Here is a 20,186-nt window from a genome sequence, read left to right as displayed (position 1 = left end):
GTCAGTGCGCGTGGGCCTTGGCAGCGGTGCGCGAGATCGACATGGCGAGGCCGACCAGGTGGCCGAGCCGGGCGATCTCGGAGTCGAGGAACCCCGGGCCGCCCCGGCGACCGATCACCACGATCTCCGACTTGTTGAGCCGGGCCGCGCAGGCGACCGCGTTGTCGTCGCCGATCTCCAGCGGCGCGGCGCGGTCGACGGGCACCCAGGTGAGGTCGCCGGGCGCGGCCTCCGTGGTGTAGACGATGCCGTCGATCTTGCTCACCCGGACCGCCCAGTCGGCGCGGAAGGTGACCGGCAGCAGGTCGATGAGCCGGTCGAGCGCGCCCTCGGGATCGGCGGTCAGCTCCTCGACGGCCTCGAGGTCGAGGAACAGGTTGCCGCCCGCGGCGTACCGACTGATCCAGACGACCCGGACGCCGTCGAGGGCGTTGCAGGCCGAGACGATGGAGTCGGGCATCGAGCCGGGCGCGATCTCCAGGAGCACGTCGTCGACGGCGGTGCCGTCGTGCCGCTTCTCCACGATCTCGATGGCGCCGATGTCACCGCCGACCTCACCGATGGCACCCGCGAGCCGACCGAGCGATCCGGGGACGTCGGGCAGCTCAACACGCAGCAGGAAGGGCATCACGCACTCCAATCTCCCCCGACCCTAGCCCCGAACTGTTGCGTCCGGGTTTCGTCCGATCACTCCGCGGGCGCCGCCAGCCGCAGCCGGAGCCCGGTCGCGCGCTGCGCGCGGGTGGCGACCGCGGCGCGGACGGCGGCCTCGGAGCCGACCACCCGCACGTGGTGCCGGGCCCGGGTGACCGCCGTGTAGAACAGCTCGAGGGTGAGCAGCCGGGAGCCCTCCTCGGGCAGCAGCACCGTGACCCGGTCGGCCTGGCTGCCCTGGCTCTTGTGGATGGTCATCGCGTGCATCGTCTCGACGGCGTCGAGGCGGCCGGGCGCGAACTCCTTGAGCCGCTCCGACCCCGCCACGAACGCCCGCCGCCGCGCGCCCTGCCGCACCACCACGCCGGTCTCGCCGTTGTAGACGTCGAGCGCGTAGTCGTTGCTCGTCACCAGCAGCGGCCGGCCGACGTACCACGGGCCGTAGACCTCGACGTCGGGGTCCTCGCCGAGCCAGCGCTCGACCCGCTGGTTCCAGCGGCGCACGCCGTAGGGGCCCTCGCGGTGGGCACAGAGCAGCCGGTAGCGGTCGAGCTCCTCGAGCGCGCGGGCGGGGTCCTCGGCGCTGGCGGCCTCCCAGACCGCCCGCGCGGCAGCGAGCGACTCGGGCCGCAGGGCGGCCTCGACCTCGGCCTCGTCGGAGGTCTCGATCCAGGACACCTGCTCGGACGGCGCCCGGAGCGCGCCGAGCACCGCGTCGGCGTCGCCCGTGCGCAGCGCGTCGGCCAGCGACTTGATGTCCTGCTCCGAGCGGAAGTTGGTGGTGAGCGCCGACACCGGGGAGTCGGGGCGCGCGTCGTAGCCGGCCACGAGGTCGCTGAGCACCGCGCCGGCGCCGACCGACGTGAGCTGGCGCGGGTCGCCGACCAGCACGAGCCGGCACTCGGGGCGCAGCGCCTCGAGCAGGCGGCCCATCATCGTCAGCTCGACCATCGACGACTCGTCGACCACGACCACGTCGTACTTCAGGCGGTTGCCGCGGTCGTGGCGGAAGCGGGTCGCGTTGTCGGGCCGCCAGCCGAGCAGCCGGTGCAGGGTCAGGCCGTCGAGACGCCCGACGAGCCCGGGCGCCTCCGGCCACGACTCGGCGACCGCGCCGAGCTCGGAGACCACGGCCTCCTGGAGCCGGGTGGCGGCCTTGCCGGTCGGGGCGGCGAGCGCGATCGCGAGCCGCCCGCCCTCGCCGGCCGCCTGATCGGCCAGCAGCGCCAGCAGCCGGGCGACCGTCGTCGTCTTCCCGGTGCCGGGGCCACCGGTGAGGATGGTGGTCCGCCGGTGCACGGTCGCGACCACGGCCGCCCGCTGCTCCGCGCTGAAGTGCCCCGCCTCGACGCGGGCCAGCGCGGCCTCCAGCCGGGCCTCGTCGACCGCGGGTGGCGCCAGGGCGAGCCGGGCCTCGAGGTCGTCGTGGACCTGGGTCTCGAGCCGGTGGTAACGGTCGAGGTAGAGCAGCCCGAGCTCCCAGCGGACGGCGCCGGCGGCCACCAGCGGCGACGCCTCGATGGCGGCCACCCAGGCGGCCGGGTCGGGCCAGTCGAGGTCGGGCGCGGTCTCGGCGACGGTGGCGAGGTCGAGGCAGACCGACCCACGGCGTACGGCGCGCACCGCGAGCGCCACCGCGAGCAACACCCGCTCGTCGTCCTCGTCGCCGAGCGCGCCCATCCGGGTCGCGACGTGGAGGTCGGAGGAGGTGAGCACCCCGGCGGCGTTGTACGTCGCGAGCAGCCCGGTCGCCCCGGTCGCGATCCGCCAGTCGTGCTCGCCGGTCGGCTCGAACAGTGGTTCCTGAGGAGCCGAGGGACGAGGCGTCTCGAAGGGCTCAGTCATCGGGTGTCTCCGTCCGGGAGGCACCGGGCGGCGGTGGGAGATCCACGCGCTGCGCGCCGAGAAGGGTGGCGGAGACACCACTCATCGCGCACCGTCCAGCAGGTCGGAGAGGTCCTCGACGAGTGCGACCGGAGGGCGCCACGCGAAGACGCCGCAGGGTGCGCCGTCGACCAGCGGCGTCTCGGGTCCGCACATGCCGCGCAGATAGAGGTAGAGCACGCCGCCGAGGTGCCGCTCCGGGTCGTAGCCGGGCTGGCGCCAGCGCAGGAAGCGGTGCAGCACGGCGGCGTAGAGCAGCGCCTGGAGCGGATAGTCGCTGTGGCCCATCGCGCCGTCGAGCGCCTCGGGCCGATAGCTGTGGGCGGTCAGCGGCTGGTCGACCGGGCCGAGCCAGTTGGTCTTGTAGTCGACGACCAGGTAGGTCGGACCCTGCTCGGTGCGCAGCCGGAGCACCACGTCGACAGAGCCGGTGAGGTAGCCGCGCAGCGTCTGCTCGCCGAGCGGTCCGGTGAGCTGCACGGCGTACGCCCGCACCGGGTCGCCCTCGGGCAGGTGCCGCTCCAGCAGCGGGCCGAGATCGCCCAACAGGCCGTCGCCGAGCGGGAGCTCGAACTCCATCTCGCGCAGCCGGTCGGCGAGCGACACCTGGCGCAGCGACGCCCCGCCCGCGAGCGGCCCGAGCGGCGAGTCGCAGACGGCCACCAGCGCGTCGGCGAGCTCCTCGCGGTCGAGGGCGACCGGCCACCAGCCGAGCTGCTCGTCGATGTGGCCGAGCAGCTCCGCGCGCAGGTCGGTCGCGTCGGGGTCGGTGTGCTCCAGCACGGCGTGGACGAGCGATCCGAACGTCGCGCCGACCGGCAGCCCGGCCATCGGCGAGGGCACGTCGCCGGCGACGGGCGCGGGCACCTCGACGATCTCCGGGCCGAGCACTTCGTCGTCCTTGGCCGACACCTCGGGCTCGCTGACCACGGCTCCGGCCGGGCCGGTGGCCACCTCGACCCTGCTGAGGGAGGAGTACGACGCGCGCCGCCACTCGGTGTCGACCTCGCGGGTGAACGAGCGGGCCGCGAGGGAGACCGGGTCGGGCAGCGGCGGGTCGACACCGGGATCCTGGTGCACCGCGAGCTCGGGCGCGGGTCCACCCCGGTCGCGCCACTGCGCGAAGAGCGTGACGACCGTGTCGTCGTCGGGCACCGGCGGCGTCTCGGGGACCTCGGTGGCGTCGGTCGCGCGCATCAGCATGCGGTGCAGCGGCGACGCGACGGCGTTCTTGGTCGGTGCCCACCAGGCGATCACCTGCGACTTGGCCCGCGTGACCGCGACGTACAGCAGGCGCAGCCACTCGCCGGCCTCCTCGTCGGCCCAGCGACGGCAGTGGTCGCCCCACTCGGCACCGGCGCCGCCCACGTCGAGGCAGCGGTGGCCGTCGTCGTCGTGGAAGAGCGGGCGGGTCGGCTTCGGGACGAAACGGTCGGCGAGGGCGGGGAGGTAGACGACGGGGTACTCCAGCCCCTTGCTCGCGTGGATCGTCACCAGCTGCACCGCGGCGGCGTCGGAGTCGAGCCGGCGGGTGCGCTCGATGCCGCGGCCGGCGCGGCCCTCGGCGACCTGAGCGCGAAGCCAGGTCAGCAGGGAGACCAGGCCGTGCCGCTCGGTGAGCGTGACCTCGTGCAGCGCCTCGCCGATGTGGCGCAAGTCGGTGAGCCTCCGGTCGCCGCCGACCTCGGCGAGCACGCGCTCGGGCAGCCCGGCCACGTTGGCGGCCTCCAGCACCGCGGCGAGTCCGCGGGTCGTGAACAGCTCGACCCAGCCGCGCAGGGTGTCGGCGACCTCGTCGGTGAGATCGTCGCCGCGCGCGTCGAGCTCGGCAGCGGAGTGGCCGACGAAGCAGGTGAGCGCCGCCGACCGCACCCGGGCGCTGCGGTGCGGCTGCTCGAGCGCCTCCAGCAGCGTCAGCCACTCGACCGCGGCCGGCGTCGCGAAGACGCTGCCGCCACCGGCGATCACGGCCGGCACCCCGATCTCCAGCAGCGCCTCGCGCACGGCGGCGAGGTCGGCATGGCGGTAGCTGATCACCGCCACGTCGCGCGGCCGGATCGGCTCGCAGTCGTACGTCGCGCCGCTGGCCAGCAGGCGGCGGACGTCGAGCGCCAGGTCACGGGCGATGTGGGGCCGCACATCCTTGACCGACAGCATCGCGTGGCCACGGCGGTTGAAGGTCTCGCGGCGCACCACCCGCACCCGGAACGGCTCCGCCGCTGGCGCCCCGACGAGCCGGCTCTCGCCGTGATGGGCGGTCACGTCGCGCACCACGATCCGGTCGTCGCCGAGCGCCGCCCCGGCCAGCAGCCGCTGGAACCCGTCGAGCAGCGGCCCGTCGCTGCGCCAGTTGACCGCCAGCGTCTGCTTCGTCCGCGCGGTCTCGGCCGCCCGGAGATACGTCGTGACGTCGCCGCCCCGGAACGCGTAGATCGCCTGCTTCGGATCGCCGATCAGCACCATCGTGGCGTGGCCGGAGAAGGCGCGGTCGAGCACCTGCCACTGCACCGGGTCGGTGTCCTGGAACTCGTCGACCAGCACGATGCTCCATCGCTGCCGCATCCGCTGGGCGGCCGCGCCGTCCTCGTCGGCGAGCGCGTCGGCGAGCTGGGAGAGCAGGTCGTCGTAGGACAGGATGCCGAGCCGGCGCTTGCGCCGGTCGAGCTCCTTGCGCACGGCCTCGGCGAAGCTGACCTTGCGGCCCGCGGGCGTGCCGCGCTCCTCGCCGGCCGGCTCCAGGCGCGCCTGCGGGTCGCCCACGGCCGCCCGTGCGATCGCGAGCGCCTCGGCGTGCGTGAAGACCGGCCCACCCTCGTCGTAGGCGAACGCGCGGAGGAAGAGGTCGTCGACGGTCTCCTTGACCAGGTCGTCGAGGTCCTCGACCAGCCGGGCCCGGGAGTCGGTGTCGCCGGCGGTGCCGAGCGAGTCGAGCACCATCGAGCAGAACTGGTGGGTGGTCGCGATCGTCGCCGCGTCGAAGCCGGCCAGCGCCTCGGTGACCCGGCGGTGGCCGAGCCGCCGCCGCTCGGGCTCCCAGCCACGCAGCATCCGCACCAGCTCGGTCTCGCCCACGTCGCCCGAGACGGGGTCGTCGCCGAGGACGCGCTCGGCCTCGACCAGCTGGGTACGCACCCGCTCGCGGAGCTCCTGGCTGGCCGCGCGGCCGAACGTCACGACGAGCATCTGCTCCAGGCGGGCGACCCCCTCGGCGACGTACCGGGTCACGAGCGCACCGATGGTCCAGGTCTTGCCCGTGCCGGCGCTAGCCTCGAGGAGCACGGTGCCGGTGGGCAGCGGGTCACTGATGCTGAACGGCGTCATCGGCGCGCTCACAGCGGGCCCACCTTCTCGGCGCCGGTGAGCAGCGGCTCCCAGATCCGCCAGGCGTGCTCGGGCAGCCCGGCGTCGAGCAGTACCCGCACCGGAGCCCGGGCACCGAAGACCCGCTGGTGGTAAGAGTCGTCATCCTCGCCGGAGATGCCCAACATGTTGTGTGGATCGGTCTCCCACTCCCGGCCCGCGGCCTCGGCGGGCGAGAGGTCCTGGCCCATCAGCTCGCGCGCGTGCGCCTCGGCCCAGGCCCCGGCGCTCTTGACCGGCACCGGCAGCGGCTCGCGCAGCCCGCGCTCGCGCAGGTCGACGAGGTCGCGCAGCCAGCCGACGGCGCGGTGGTCGAGGGGACCGGAGATCGCGCGCTTCGGGCCGGCTCGCTCGCGGCCGATGGCGTGGGCGGTCCAGTGCTGGTCGGGGTACGACGCGCTGAGCGCCAGCAGGTCGGCCCAGGCCTGCAGCCGCTGCCGGTAGTTGAGCCGCGAGTAGCCCAGCGAGACCACCCGGCTGCCGTAGACGCCGGGCACCGTGCCGGTGAGCCGGCGGCCGTCGCCGAGGTCGACGTCGACGTCGACGGACCGGCGCTCGCCCTGGCGCACGTCGACCGTGCGAGCCCAGAGCCGCTGGCACTCCTCGACGACCTCGTTGAGCGCGGCCCGGCCGAGGCCGCCCGGCGGGAGGGTGCCGGCGAGCTGCTCGGCGGTCATCACCGCGACCGGGTCCTGCCCGGCGAGCAGCTCGCGCAGCAGCCGATCGCCGACCTGCCACTTCTCCAGGCTGTCGAGCGCCACCGGGATCGCGTCGGCGAGGTCGTCGGGCTCGAACGGGGTCGCCACGTCGAGCCGCTCGCGCAGGAAGGTGCGCACCGGGTGGGCGAGGAACGCCTTGAGGTCCTGCAGCGACACGTCCTCGCGAGGTCGCGGGGGCAGCGGGCCGGTGAGCAGCGGCGGGGGCTCGCGGCGGACGCTCCACGCCGAGCGTGCACCGGCCAGTGCGGCGGCATCGAAGCTGAACGGTCGCTCCGGGGCGAAGTTGCGTGCGTCGTACGGCTGGAGCGGGTGCCGGGTCTCGACGCGGTCGCGCACCGGTGCGGCGGTGGTGCGATCGGCGGCGTCGAGGATCTCGCCGAGGGGTACGGCGGGCGGGCGGCGCGCGCCGGACTGCTCGTCGGCACCGCTGTAGGTGATGACGAGGCGCTCGGTCGCGGCCAGCACGGCGTCGAGGAGGAGCTGGCGGTCCTCGCTGCGGGCGTCCCGCTCGCCGGTCAGCGGCCGCCGGCCGAGCACGTCGTCGCCGTCGACCGCTCCGGCACGGGGGAACACGCCGTCGTCGAGGCCGATCAGGCACACGACGCGGTGCGGCACCGAGCGCATCGGCACCAACGTGGCGACCGTGAGCGTGCCGGTGCGGAAGTTGGCGCGGGTCGGGCGGCCGGCCAGGCGGGACTGGAGCATCGCGCGCACGTCGGAGAGCCGCAGCTCGACCTCGCCCTCGTGGGACGAGGCGGCGGCGCGGGCCAGCTCGCGCTCGAACTGCGGCAGCTGCCAGGCGTCGTCGGCGTCGACGTCGGTGAGCGACCGTACGCCGTCGCGCAGCCGGGCCGACCAGTCGGCGACGGTCCGCGCGCCGGCCAGCCCGGTCAGCGTCGCGTCGAGTCGCTCGACCAGTTCGGCGAGCCGGCCGGCGAGGTCGATCTCGCTGCTGCCGATGTCGTCGAGCGGCAGGCCGCGACCGAGATGACGGTGGTCGTCGCCGCTCATGGCGACGCCCAGCAGGATCCGGTCGAGGCCCATCCGCCAGGTGTTGTGGGGGAAGCGCTCCATCTGGAACGCCCTGCGGGAGTCCTCGTCGAGGCCCCAGCGCACCCCGGCGCGGGCGACCCAGCGGCTGACCCGGTCGAGCTCGTCGTCGGTGAAGCCGAACCTCAGGCGACAGGGCTCGCTGCCGGCCAGGTCGAGCACATCGGCGGCCGTGACCCGACCACCCGAGAGCTCGAGGAGCCGGCCGGCCACGGCGAGCAGCGGGTTGGTGCTGGTCAACGCGCGGTCGGCCAGCTTGACCCGGAGCAGGTGCGCGGGGTGCCCCCGCGTCGCGGGGCCCTGGCTCGTCGCGAGGCCGAACCCGGCTGAGATCAGCGGCGCGTAGGACTCGATGTCGGGGCACATCACGAGGATGTCGCGCGGCTCGAGGGTGGGGTCGTCCTGGAGCAGCCCGACCAGCACCTCGCGCAGCACGTCGACCTGGCGGGCCGGGCCGTGGCAGGCGTGCACCTGCAGGCTGGTGTCGGCGGCGTCGAGGAGGCGGCCGGCGCGCTCGTCGTACGACGGAGCATGGTTGGCGCGCAAGTCGTGCTGGAGCCAGCCGAGCAGCGTGGCCGGGTCACCCTCGGGCGCCGGCACGAGCTCGGCGTCGATGCCGTCGAGCGTGCGGCGCAGCTCGCGGGCGTCGCGGCCGAGCGAGGCGAGCAGCGGGTGCCCGACGCGTTCGGACGAGGCGTCCTCGTCGCGCGACACGACGCCGCCGAGCCCGTTCAGGTCGTCCCAGAGCGTCGGCGACGGCTGCGGGAGGAAGAGGTGGACGTCGCGGTGCTCCCCGAGCGCCCGCAGCAGCGCCACCTCGGTGACGGGGATGCGGGTGTGCCCGAAGAGGCTCAGCCGCCCCGGCAGCGGCAGGTCGGCCCCGCCCTCCTCCAGCGCCGCACAGGTCTCGGCGTGCCGGACGTCGGGCGGTGGGGCGGCCACCTTCTCGAGGAGCCGCCGCCACAGCTCCGCCTGCCAGCGCAGGTCGTCGGCGAGGTCACCGTCGTCTCCCTGGCGCCAGGCGGTGACCAGACCGGGTCGCTGTACGGCGTACGACGCGTAGAGGTGCGCCAGCCGGATCGCGACCGAGTAGCGACGGTTGCGGCGCAGCTCCTGGTCCGGGCCCTCCCGACCGTGGCCGAGATGTCTGGCGAGGGTCTCGAACCGCGGGTCGTCGAGGCTCTCGTCGATCGTCGCGAGCAGCGGCCAGACCAGCCGCTCGGGGTCCCACGGGTCGTCGCGCTCGCGGCCGAGCAGCAGGCTGACCAGGCTGCGCGGGTTGAGGAACCGCACCCCCGCGCACACCCCGTCGCCCCCGCGCGGACCCGCGCCGAGCCGGTGGCTGAGCCGCTGGGTGAGCCACCGCTCCACGCCCTTGGCCGGCACCACCACGACCTCCTCGGCGAACGGATCGTCGAGCGGTGCGGCCAGCAGGTCACCGAGGCGGTCGGCCAGCACGTCGGTGCGGGCGGCTCGGTGGATCTGCAGGGGCACGGGCCGACCCTATGGGGTGGCGGGGACAGCTGCTCGTTTCCCCGGCCGCCCGGGGAAACGAGGGCGACACGCCGACGGCGCACGGCGTGTCGCCCTCGCTTCGCCTGACCGGTCCTACGCGTCCCGCCGCCGCACCACGACGTACGCCGCGGCGAGCAGCACGGCGATCTCCACGAGGAAGACGCCGAAGCCGGGCCAGGGGTCGAGCAGGTTCGGGTTGAACGCGACCGGGGTCGAGACCGCGGAGCCGGCGTTGCCGGGCATCAGCTTGGTCAGCCACTCGCCGACCGCGCCGGGCACCAGGTTCACCATGTTGCCCAGGATCAGCATCAGCGCGAGGACCACCGAGATGGTGCCGGCGGTGTGCCGGAGCAGGAAGCCGACGGCGAGCGTGAAGATGCCGATGCCGGCGAGGTAGAGACCGGAGCCGTACATCGAGCGGAGCACGTCCCCCTCGAGGGCCATCCCGATGCCCTCGCGGTCCAGGAAGTAGTTGCCGCCGGCGTACCCGACCAGCGCGGTGCCGGTGCCCACCACGAAGAACACGACGGTGACCAGAACCGCCTTCGCGGCCAGCACCCGGCCGCGCGCCGGCACGGCGGCGAACGTCGTGCGGATCATGCCGGTGCCGTACTCCGTCGTGACGACCAGCGCACCGAGCACCACGGCGGTGATCTGGGCGACCATCATCCCCCAGGTGATGAAGGAGCCCGGCGACTCGTCGGCGTCGGCCGAGGCCAGCCAGTCGGCGTTGCCCCAGCACATCAGGATCGTCAGGCCCGCACCGAGGACGAACGTCGCGAGCAGCGTCCACCACGTCGAGCGGACGGTGCGCAGCTTGAGCCACTCGCCCCGCAGCACGGCCGCGAACGACGGCCGGGCAACGTCGCCGCGCTCGACGACGCGGCCGGACTCCATGAGCGTGGCGGTCATCGGGCGACTCCTTCCGAGGGGGCGATCGCGTGGTACTCGACGCTGTCGGCGGTCAGGCCCATGAAGGCGTCCTCGAGCGAGGAGCGCACCAGCGTCAGCTCGTGGACGGCCAGGCGGTGCTCGAAGAGCAGCTCCCCGACCGACGGCGCGTCGAGCCCGACCACGCGGATCTCGTCGTCGTGCCGGCTGACCTCGAGGCCGCGTCCGCCCAGCACGGCCGCCGCGTCGGCGAGGGCCGGCGCCTTCACCCGGACGTACGACGCGGCGTGGTCGCTCATGAACTCGGTCATCGAGCAGTCGGCGAGGATCCGCCCGCGGCCGATCACCAGCAGGTGGTCGGCCATCAGGGCCATCTCGGACATCAGGTGGCTGGAGATGAAGACGGTGCGGCCCTCGTCGGCGAGCTGTCGTGCGAACGTGCGCACCCAGCGGATGCCCTCCGGGTCGAGGCCGTTGACCGGCTCGTCGAGGACCACCACGGGCGGGTCGCCGAGCATCGCGGCGGCGATGCCGAGCCGCTGGCCCATGCCGAGCGAGAACCGCCCGGCCCGCTGGCCGGCCACCGGCTCCAGGCCGACCAGCTCGAGCACCTCGCCGACCCGGGTGGTCGGGATGCCGTTGGACGCCGCCATCCACCGCAGGTGGTCACGGGCGGACCGCCCGGGGTGGATGGCGTGCGCGTCGAGGAGCGCGCCGATCTCGCGCAGCGGCGCGGGCGACGCGGCGTACCGGTGTCCGTTGACGCTGACCGTCCCCGACGTCGGGGCGTCGAGGCCGAGGATCATCCGCATCGTCGTCGACTTGCCGGCGCCGTTCGGGCCGAGGAAGCCGGTGACGCGGCCGGGCTCGACCACGAAGTCGATGCCGTCGACAGCGTTCTTGCTCTGCCCCTTTCCGGTGGTGAAGCGCTTGGTGAGGGAGTGGGCACGGATCATGGGTCGACCCTCCATCGCGCGGGCCCCTCGGCACATCGGGGAGCACCCCCGGACCGACCCCGAGATCCCCTGATCCGCTGCGGGGGTACGCCGTGCGTCCCTACCCTCACCAGACATGAAGCGACTCCTCGTTCCCCTCGCCGGGCTCGGCCTCGTCGGCTCCGGCTTCGCCGCGGGCATCACCGTCACCGCCGCCGCCGCGGACGACGACCCGGCCCCGGTCACCGTGGCCCGCCAGTCGCTCGCCGAGGCCCCCGGCCCGACCGGCTCCCCGAAGCGCACGCTCGGCCTGAGCAAGGTCGTGGTGATGCCGGGTGCCGCCCTCGCCTCGCACCACCACCCCGGCACCCAGCTCGGGTACGTCGCCGAGGGCGTGCTCACCTACACCGTCGAGACCGGCCGCGCGCGGCTGATGACCGGCCCCGGCGACGACGCCGAGCTGGTCCGGGTGATCAAGCCGGGACAGACCGTGAAGGTGCGCCCCGGCCACTGGCTCGTCGAGGAGCAGGGCGAGGTGCACCACGCCCGCAACGCGGGGACCACCCCGATCACGCTCTACGTCGCCACGCTCTTCAAGACCGGCGCGCCGGCGGCGATCGCGGACTGAGCCGGGCAGAGCCGGATTGAGGCACGATGGCGTCCATGCCAGCCTCCGAGCCGCAGCCGGTCACGACGCCGCTCACCCGGGCCGCCATCTTCCTGGTCCTGACCGTGGACGCCGGCGGCGAGTCGACGGTGCGCGAGGTGCTGGCCGACGTGCCCGGGATGGCCCGGGCGATCGGCTTCCGCAACGTCGAGGCAGCGCTCTCGTGCGTGGTCGGGATCGGCAGCGCGGCGTACGACCGGGTGCTCGGCGGCGCCCGGCCCGCCGAGCTGCACCCCTTCGCGGAGATCCGGGGTCCGCGCCACCACGCGCCGGCCACGCCGGGGGACCTCTTCTTCCACATCAAGGCCGAGCAGCAGGACCTCTGCTTCGAGCTCGCCTCCCGGCTGACCCGGCGGCTGCGCGGGGCGGCCACGATCGTCGACGAGGTGCACGGCTTCCGCTACTTCGACCGCCGCGACCTGCTCGGCTTCGTCGACGGCACCGAGAACCCGGTCGGCGTCGCGGTCGACCGGGCGCTGCTCGTCGGCGACGAGGACCCGGACTTCGCCGGCGGCAGCTACGTGGTCATCCAGAAGTACCTGCACGACGTGGACGCCTGGAACGCGATGACCGTCGAGGAGCAGGAGGCCGCGATCGGCCGGGAGAAGCTCTCCGACATCGAGCTGCCCGACGAACAGAAGGCGCCGGGGGCGCACACCGCGCTCACCAGCATCGAGGACGCCGACGGCACCGAGCTGCAGATCCTGCGCGACAACATGCCCTTCGGCAGCCTGACGGGCGCACCGGGCGGCACCGGCGAGTACGGCACCTACTTCATCGGCTACACCCGCGACCCCGCGGTGATCGAGCGGATGCTGCGCAACATGTTCCTCGGCGACCCGCCCGGCACCACCGACCGCCTGCTCGAGGTCTCCACCGCCACCACCGGCGCACTGTTCTACGTGCCGACCGTCGACCAGCTCGAAGGCTGACGGGGCGGGCTCCCACCGCGCGCTCGTCGCGGGGCAGCGACTCGTCCGGTCCGCGACGGGGTACGGCGTACCCATGACCGATCAGACGCCCGACCCCGAGCCGGAGGTCGCGGCACCCACCCCTCCCACCCAGGACCCGCTGCGCCGATCACGCACCAGCGGCGCCTGGACGGCCGTGATCATCGCGGCGGTCCTGCTGGTCCTGCTGGTCACCTTCATCGCCCAGAACACCGCCGACGTGCACATCTCCTTCCTCGGCTGGGACGGCACCGCACCCCTGGCGGTCGCGCTCCTGATCGCGACCGTGGGCGGCATCGTGCTCACCGCTGCGGTCGGCACCCTGCGGATCTGGCAGCTGCGCCGCCGGGTCCGTCGCGGAGGCCACTGAGATGACTAATTCCAAGGTCTCGCACGCTACGCGACGCTCAGCATCCACGCTGGCTGCGTTGCCAGCGCTCGAGAGACATCCAGTCTGTCGTCGCGCCGGCGCCTGGCCAGCGCGGCGCTGAGCGCCGCTCACTTGCACGATCCCTTGGAATTACTCATCTGAGATGAAGCCGGCGGACTCGGCGAAGTCGGGGCGACGACGCGGGTTCTCTGAGAAAGTGGGGAGCCGTCGTGGCTCGGGGAAGGCGTTCGGAGGTGGTCGGTGATGACCGGACAGCAGGTGCCGATGGAGCTGGGCGAAGCCGAGCGCGAGGAGTCGTCCGGGGACCGTCAGGAGCCGATGGACCTCGCCGAGGCCGAGCACGACATCGCGATCGGGCAGCACGAGGTGCCCATGGACCTGGCCGTGCCCGACTCCACGGCGTCCGGGCCGATCGCTCCGGTGCCGCTGCCGGCGACCGCCGGCGACGTACCGGACCGGCCGAGCCCGGGCCGGGGCGGCCGGCCGGCGATCACCCGGCCCGGGCGGTACGTCCACGAGCCGGTGCGCTACCAGGACTCCAAGAGCCAGGTGAAGTACGGCCCGGGTGAGGGCCTCTCGCCCGGAGACCAGACGCGGGCCTACCAGAAGATCTACGGTCAGGCGCCGCCGACGGAGACCGAGGCGGACCCGACGACCCGTCCCCTGCTCAAGAAGCGGCCGCGCCGGGCCAAGGACAAGCAGTCGGCGATCTTCGAGCGCCTGACGCAGTACGACAGCAGCCACGGCGCCTACCTCGCCCACGCCCATCGCACCGGCCGGCCGCTCACCCTCCAGGAGCAGACAGCCCAGGACGCCGGCGACAACGCGCCGGACTCGAGCATCAACCACGTCATCGCCTCCGGTGTCGGCCAGAACACCCTCAACCAGGCCCTGGCGAACTTCTCGCGCGGCGCGGAGACCGCACCCGCCCCGGGGTCGCTGGCCCTGCAGGCGGCCGCGGTCGGACGGGTGCAGATGTACAACCGGGCGATCGCGTTGGAGAACCACAAGTCCCCGGACTCCGCCGACTCGAGCCAGCCGGAGGTGGTCGCCGCACGCAACACCCTGCTGAGGAACACCCTCGCGCTCATGGAGACGGGCGGCCTGGACAAGTACCGGGCGCTCCTGAAGAGCACCTTCGACTCGCCGGGCAACCTGCGCGTGGGCCACGACGGCGCCAACAACGCCGTGTCGACCGGCGTCGACGTCGAGCTGACCCCGCAGGGCCTGCCCACCCAGCGGAGCCAGCGACTCCTCGACGCCCACCTGGCCGCCGCACCCGACCACGACACCGACATCTGGACGACGTTCACCGACGATGCCGACGTGCCCGTGGAGAGCCGCCTCGCTGCGCTGTCGAGCAGCCAGGAGGCCCCGAACCCGGAGCAGGCCGACGTCTACCTGGCTCCGGAGCCGGCGCCCGCGCCGTCCTTCGTCAAGCGCCCGAGCAAGCGACCGCGCACGAGTCGGCCGGCCACCACGACCGGGGCGACCCGCACGTCGCTGAAGGCCAGCAGCAGCATCCAGCTCGCCCAGAAGACCGAGGAACGGAAGGCGCGAGCCAGCGCCCGGGCCAAGGAGCGGCGACAGCAGGCTGCCGCGAGTCGACGCCGCACGCCGTCGGACGACGAACTCTAGGCCAGCGGCGCGAGCGGCGCGGTGTTCCTACCTGCGCACCCCCGAGCGCTGGCGGGTCGCGCACACCGGCTACCGCCGTACCTCGAGATCACCTACGACCTGGCCGACCTGCCGAGCCTGAAGGTCAAGGGGCCCGGGGAGCACACGCAGGTGTAGCCGTCTCCGGCGCACCACGGCGCACCCAGAGGAGAGCCGGCCTCGAGGAACGCCCATACATTCTGTCAACCAGAATTCTCTGTTCTTCACAGTGGTGGACGGCCCAGGCTCGTCGGCATGAGCACCACGCAGACCCCCGTCCGGCTGCAGGCCGTCGCTGCTCCGGACCAGCCCGACGTGACCCCCGCGCTGGAGGACCTCTACCGCGGCTTCGAGCGGGAGCTGCTCGTGCCGCTGTGGACCGAGATCGGCGACCTGATGCCGGCGCACCCGCGCTCCCGCGCGGTGCCGCACCTGTGGCGATGGGAGAGCCTGCGCCGGCTGGCCGCGCAGGCCGGCGAGATCGTGCCGGTCGGACGCGGCGGCGAGCGCCGCGCGATCGCGCTGGCGAACCCGAGCCTGGGTGGCCGGCCGTTCGCGACGCCGACGCTGTGGGCGGCGATCCAGTACCTGATGCCGGGCGAGGACGCCCCCGAGCACCGGCACACCCAGCACGCGTTCCGGTTCGTCGTCGAGGGCGAGGGCGTGTGGACGGTCGTGGGTGGCGACCCGGTGCCGATGCGCCGCGGCGACTTCCTGCCTCAGGCAGGCTGGAACTGGCACGCCCACCACAACGCCACGCAGCAGCCGATGGCGTGGATCGACGGTCTGGACATCCCGTTCCAGTACCTCACCGAGGCGCAGTTCTTCGAGTTCGGCCGCGACGAGATCTCCGACGCCGAGCGGATCACCCCCGAGCGCTCCCGCTCCGAGCGGCTGTGGGGCCACCCCGGCCTGCGCCCGCTCTCGGCCGGCAGCGGGGCGACCGCGCTCACACCGGGCTCCCCGCTGCTGGCCTACAAGTGGGAGTTCACCGACCGGGCCCTGGCCGACCAGCTCGCCGTCGAGGCCGAGGGGTACGGCGGGACGGTCGAGCCCGGCCACGCCGCGGTCCGCTATGCCAACCCCGCCACCGGAGCCGACGTGCTGCCGACGATCCGCGCTGAGATGCACCGCATCGCCCGCGGCGCCGAGACCGCCCCGGTCCGCGAGACCGGCTCCAGCGTCTACCAGGTCTTCGACGGCTCCGGCACCGTCACCGTCGGCGACCGGACCTGGTCGGTCACCCGCGGCGACCTGTTCGTGGTGCCGTCGTGGGAGCCCTTCTCCGCCCGTTCCGAGGCGGGGTCGACCGACTCCGACTCCGGCGGCCTCGACCTGTTCCGCTTCTCCGACGCGCCCGTCTTCGAGGCGCTCCACCTCGACCGACAGGAAGTCACCCGATGAAGCTCGCCACCATCCGCACCGGCACCGGGACCCGCGCCGTACGGCAGGACGGCGACCTGCTCGTCGACCTCGGCCACGCCGACCTCGGCGCCTACCTGGCGGCCGGCTCGCCGGCCCCGGCGGCCGACGCCGCGACGTACCCGGTCGAGGGCGCCGACTTCGCGCCGGTCGTCCCGAACCCGTCCAAGGTGATCTGCGTCGGCCACAACTACACCAACCACATCAAGGAGATGGGCCGCGAGCTGCCGGCGTACCCGACCCTCTTCCCGAAGTTCGCCGACACCCTGATCGGCGCCCACGACGACATCGTCAAGCCCGCCGAGACCGACGCCCTGGACTGGGAGGTCGAGCTCGTCGTGGTGATCGGCACGCCGGTACGCCGCGCGTCCGAGGCCGAGGCCGAGGCCGCCATCGCCGGGTTCACGGTGATGAACGACGTGTCGGTGCGCGACTGGCAGTTCCGCACCATCGAGTGGACCCAGGGCAAGATCTGGGACTCCTCCACCCCGGTCGGCCCGTACCTGGTCACCCCCGACGAGGTCGGCGGCGTCCGGCCGGCGCTGACGGTGCGCACCACGGTCGACGGCCGGGTCATGCAGGAGGACGACACCGCCACCCTGCTCTTCGACCCGGTCCACCTCGTGCAGTACGTCTCCACCGTCATCCGGCTCAACCCCGGCGACCTGATCGTGACCGGCACTCCGGCCGGCGTCGGCCACGCCCGCGACCCCAAGGTCTACCTGGTCGGCGGCGAGACCGTCGTCACCGAGGTCGAGGGCATCGGCGCCTGCACCAACACGGTGGTCAAGGAGTGAGCCGCACGCCGCAGGACGCCCGCCGCTGGGTCGACGAGGGCACCACGCTGCTGCTCGACGCGGTCGCCGGCCTCGACGCACCGGCGTACGGCGAGCCCACCCTGCTGCCCGGCTGGACCCGCCAGCACCTCGTCGCCCACGTGGCGGCCAACGCCGACGCGCTCGGCAACCTCGTGCGCTGGGCGGCGACCGGCGTACCCACCCCGATGTACGCCGGCCCCGAGGAGCGCGCCGCGGGCATCGAGCGCGGGTCGCGGCTCTCGGCCGCCGAGCTCGACCGCTGGCTGCGCGGCTCCACGGCCGAGCTCGCGGCCGCGATGGGCCGGCTGACCCCCGAGCAGTGGGCCACCGAGGTCACCACCGCCCAGGGCCGCACCGTCCCCGCGACGGAGATCCCCTGGCTCCGGGCCCGCGAGGTGTGCGTGCATGCCGTCGACCTCGACCTCGGCATCACCTTCGCCGACCTGCCGGCCGACTTCCTCACGGCGCTCTGCGAGGACGTCGTCGCCAAGCGCGGCCAGGTGCCGCTGGTCGAGGGCCCTGTCGACCAGCGCGTGGCCTGGCTCACCGGCCGACCGCACGGGCTGGCCGGCGCACCCGACCTGGGAGCCTGGCTGTGAGCCCCGACGCGATCGTCGTGGGCGGCGGCATCGGCGGCCTGAGCACGGCGTACGCCCTGTCCCGCCAGGGGCTCCGGGTGCGCGTGCTCGAGCAGGCCAAGGAGTTCGGCGAGGTGGGCGCGGGCATCCAGATCGCGCCCAACTGCACGCGGATCCTGCACGAGTACGGCCTCCTCGACGAGGCGAAGTCGCTCGGCGTGCTGCCGACCAGCATGGTGATGCGCGACGCCGTCGACGGCACCGAGCTCACCCGGCTCGACCTCGTCGACCTCGAGCGCACCTACGGCTTCCCCTACATGGTGATCCACCGCAGCGACCTGCACGGGCTGTTCCTGCGCGCCTGCCAGCGCGCCGGCGTCGACCTGCGCACCGACCAGCGGGTGGTGGGCTACACCAACACCGCCGACGGGGCACGGGTGCAGCTCGCCGACGGCCGGGTCGAGGAGGCGCCGGTGGTGATCGCCGCCGACGGCCTGCACTCGGTCGCCCGCACGCTGCTCGTCGACGACGAGCCGGTCAGCTCGGCGTACGTCGCCTACCGCGCCGCCGTGCCGATCGCCCGGGTCGAGCGCGAGGTCGACCTGTCCGAGGTGGTCGTGCACGTCGGCCCGGGCTGCCACTTCGTGCATTACGGGCTGCGCGGCGGCGAGATGCTCAACCAGGTGGCGGTGTTCCGATCGCCGAAGGCGCTCGCGGGCGAGGAGGACTGGGGCACCCCGGACGAGCTCGACGAGGCGTTCGACCGCACCTCGGCCGAGGTGCGGGAGGGCATCCCGCTGATGTGGCGGGACCGCTGGTGGCGGATGTACGACCGCGACCCCGTCATGACCTGGGTCCACGGCCGGATCGCGCTCCTCGGCGACGCCGCGCACCCGCCGCTGCAGTACATGGCCCAGGGCGCGATCATGGCGATCGAGGACGGCTGGGTGCTCGCCGAGCACGTCGGCCGGCGGCGCACGGACACCGATGCGGTCGACTGGCCGACCGTGCTCGCGGCGTACGAGGCCGTCCGGCCCGAGCACTGCCGCCGCGTGGTGCTCACGGCCCGCGCCTGGGGAGAGCTGTGGCACCTCGACGGCGAGCAGCGGCTGCAGCGCAACGCGCTGCTGCGGGCCCGGGACACCCACGACTACACCTACACGGACTGGATCTACGGGCCCACGGCGCTGACGCCGGACCAGGAACCGCCGATGTACCCGGTCGTCCCGCTGGGCTCGGCCGACCTCGTGGACGCCCCGTAACGCATTCGGGCCATGGACCCCGCCCCTCGGGCGTGCTTGTCTGCGGTGATGGGGCGGACCCTCGACGTGGACTACCTCGTGATCGGCGCCGGTGCCACCGGGATGGCCTTCACCGACGCGCTCATCGACCACGCGGACGTCACGGTCGCGCTGGTCGACCGGCGACACGCCCCGGGAGGGCACTGGCTCGCGGCCTATCCGTTCGTGCGCCTGCACCAGGCGTCGACGTTCTACGGGGTCGCGTCGACCCGGCTCGGTGACGGACGGCTCCAGACCCGCGGGCCGGAGGCCGGCCTGCACGACCGGGCCGACCAGGCGCGGATCTGCTCCTACTACGCCGACCTGCTGGCCGACCGGCTGGCGGCGACCGGTCGGGTGGAACTACTGGCAGGGTGCGAGTACGTCGGGGACCGGACCGTCGTCTCCCGGATCTCGGGCCGGCGGCACACGGTGCCGGACCGGTGCCGGCTGGTCGACGCGCGCTACCTCGCACCGGACATCCCGGCCGAGTCGCCGCCGCGGTTCGGGGTCGGCGACGGAGCGCGGGTGGTCCCGGTCAACTTCCTGCCGCACGTCGCGCAGCCCCCCGGCCGCTACGTCGTCGTCGGCTCCGGCAAGACCGCCACCGACGCCTGCGTCTGGCTGCTGGCGAACGGCGTGGACCCCGACGCGATCTGCTGGATCCGCCCGCGCGATCCCTGGATGCTGAACCGCGCGAAGATCCAGCCCGACCCCGAGGTCTTCCTCGGCATGGTGGCCGACCTGCTGCAGGCGTCCGCCGTGGCCACGTCGCTCCCCGAGCTCTTCCTGCGGCTCGAGGACCTCGACATCATGCTGCGCATCGACCGCTCCGCCAGCCCGACGATGGCCAAGACCCCGACGCTCGCGACCTGGGAGCTCGACCTGCTGCGGAGCATCGAGCACGTCGTCCGCCTCGGGCACATCACCACGGTCGGCCGCGACCGGATCGACCTCGAGCGGGGCTCGGTCCCGATCCCGGGCGACGCCCTGGTCGTCGACTGCGCCGCCGACGGCCTGAAGCGGCCGCCGCTGATCCCGATCTGGCGGCCGGAGGCGATCACGCCGCAGCCGATCCGGGCGGGATTCCCCTGCTTCGGCGCCGCGCTGGCCGGGTACGTCGAGGCGACCCGGACCGACGACGCCGAGAAGAACCGGCTCTGCCCGCCCTCGCCGTACGGCGACAGCCTCGCCGAGTGGGCCCGGATGAACGCGCTCGGGATGCGCAACGCGGCGTCCTTCGGCGCCGAGCCCGACATCAGGGAGTGGGCGGCCCGGGTCGCCCTGAACCCGGCGCGCATCCCGCCCGGCCACGACGGCTCCGCGGCGCTCGACGACGCCGTCGCCCGGATCGGCGCGCACGCGGGCCCCGCGGCCACCCGGCTCGCCGAGCTGGCCGCCGCCGGGTGACGCGCC

Annotated in this window: 16 protein-coding genes; 10 read left to right on the top strand and 6 right to left on the bottom strand. The window is 73.8% G+C overall.

The features are described 5' to 3' along the window. Window position 1 precedes the first annotated feature (1 nt). The 6 genes from KM427_RS02290 to KM427_RS02265 form a co-directional block, all read right to left on the bottom strand. Window positions 2-628 (bottom strand): ACT domain-containing protein, encoded by a 627-nt coding sequence (locus tag KM427_RS02290; RefSeq protein WP_183592422.1) that lies wholly within the window; start codon window positions 626-628, stop codon window positions 2-4. A 59-nt stretch (window positions 629-687) separates the two neighbouring features. After that, window positions 688-2,499, bottom strand: a complete 1,812-nt coding sequence (gene recD / locus KM427_RS02285; protein ID WP_215526117.1) for an exodeoxyribonuclease V subunit alpha — start codon at window positions 2,497-2,499, stop codon at window positions 688-690. Window positions 2,500-2,580: 81 nt separating this feature from the next. Further along, the gene (locus KM427_RS02280) at window positions 2,581-5,871 is read right to left on the bottom strand and encodes a UvrD-helicase domain-containing protein (protein WP_252274974.1); all 3,291 of its coding nucleotides are present in this window, start codon (window positions 5,869-5,871) and stop codon (window positions 2,581-2,583) included. Further along, window positions 5,868-9,161: an exodeoxyribonuclease V subunit gamma gene (gene recC, locus KM427_RS02275; RefSeq protein WP_215526116.1), complete on the bottom strand. Its 3,294-nt coding sequence runs from the start codon at window positions 9,159-9,161 to the stop codon at window positions 5,868-5,870. Before recC ends, KM427_RS02280 begins: the two co-directional genes overlap by 4 nt. A gap of 114 nt (window positions 9,162-9,275) precedes the next feature. Next, a complete protein-coding gene (locus KM427_RS02270; protein WP_183592419.1) occupies window positions 9,276-10,094 on the bottom strand; it encodes an ABC-2 transporter permease in 819 nt (272 codons plus the stop codon). Next, window positions 10,091-11,029, bottom strand: a complete 939-nt coding sequence (locus KM427_RS02265; protein WP_183592418.1) for an ABC transporter ATP-binding protein — start codon at window positions 11,027-11,029, stop codon at window positions 10,091-10,093. The genes KM427_RS02270 and KM427_RS02265 overlap by 4 nt, the downstream gene beginning before the upstream one ends. Before the next feature lie 115 nt (window positions 11,030-11,144). Here KM427_RS02265 and KM427_RS02260 point away from each other — a divergent pair, with 115 nt between their 5' ends. The 10 genes from KM427_RS02260 (at window position 11,145) to KM427_RS02220 (ending at window position 20,180) form a co-directional block, all read left to right on the top strand. After that, window positions 11,145-11,636, top strand: coding sequence for a cupin domain-containing protein (locus KM427_RS02260; protein WP_183592417.1), 492 nt, complete (start codon window positions 11,145-11,147; stop codon window positions 11,634-11,636). 35 nt (window positions 11,637-11,671) lie between these two features. Next, window positions 11,672-12,607, top strand: a complete 936-nt coding sequence (locus KM427_RS02255; RefSeq protein ID WP_252274971.1) for a Dyp-type peroxidase — start codon at window positions 11,672-11,674, stop codon at window positions 12,605-12,607. A gap of 73 nt (window positions 12,608-12,680) precedes the next feature. Further along, window positions 12,681-12,995, top strand: coding sequence for a LapA family protein (locus KM427_RS02250; RefSeq protein ID WP_183592415.1), 315 nt, complete (start codon window positions 12,681-12,683; stop codon window positions 12,993-12,995). A 264-nt stretch (window positions 12,996-13,259) separates the two neighbouring features. Continuing rightward, the gene (locus tag KM427_RS02245) at window positions 13,260-14,654 is read left to right on the top strand and encodes a hypothetical protein (protein WP_215526114.1); all 1,395 of its coding nucleotides are present in this window, start codon (window positions 13,260-13,262) and stop codon (window positions 14,652-14,654) included. A 21-nt stretch (window positions 14,655-14,675) separates the two neighbouring features. After that, entirely contained in the window at window positions 14,676-14,810 is a 135-nt protein-coding gene (locus KM427_RS25680; protein WP_286674279.1) for a hypothetical protein, read from the top strand. Window positions 14,811-14,927: 117 nt separating this feature from the next. Continuing rightward, window positions 14,928-16,076: a cupin domain-containing protein gene (locus KM427_RS02240; protein WP_215526113.1), complete on the top strand. Its 1,149-nt coding sequence runs from the start codon at window positions 14,928-14,930 to the stop codon at window positions 16,074-16,076. Continuing rightward, window positions 16,073-16,891 (top strand): fumarylacetoacetate hydrolase family protein, encoded by an 819-nt coding sequence (locus tag KM427_RS02235; protein WP_215526112.1) that lies wholly within the window; start codon window positions 16,073-16,075, stop codon window positions 16,889-16,891. The genes KM427_RS02240 and KM427_RS02235 overlap by 4 nt, the downstream gene beginning before the upstream one ends. Further along, window positions 16,888-17,511, top strand: a complete 624-nt coding sequence (locus KM427_RS02230) for a maleylpyruvate isomerase family mycothiol-dependent enzyme (RefSeq protein ID WP_215526111.1) — start codon at window positions 16,888-16,890, stop codon at window positions 17,509-17,511. Before KM427_RS02235 ends, KM427_RS02230 begins: the two co-directional genes overlap by 4 nt. Further along, window positions 17,508-18,752 (top strand): FAD-dependent oxidoreductase, encoded by a 1,245-nt coding sequence (locus KM427_RS02225; RefSeq protein WP_215526110.1) that lies wholly within the window; start codon window positions 17,508-17,510, stop codon window positions 18,750-18,752. Before KM427_RS02230 ends, KM427_RS02225 begins: the two co-directional genes overlap by 4 nt. A 48-nt stretch (window positions 18,753-18,800) precedes the next feature. Beyond that, a complete protein-coding gene (locus KM427_RS02220) occupies window positions 18,801-20,180 on the top strand; it encodes an NAD(P)/FAD-dependent oxidoreductase (protein ID WP_215526109.1) in 1,380 nt (459 codons plus the stop codon). The last annotated feature ends 6 nt before the right edge of the window (window positions 20,181-20,186 follow it).

The organism is Nocardioides sp. LMS-CY, from assembly GCF_018732145.1.
In the GTDB taxonomy this organism is placed as follows: Bacteria; Actinomycetota; Actinomycetes; order Propionibacteriales; family Nocardioidaceae; genus Nocardioides; species Nocardioides soli.
This window is presented reverse-complemented; position numbering and strand designations above follow the sequence as displayed.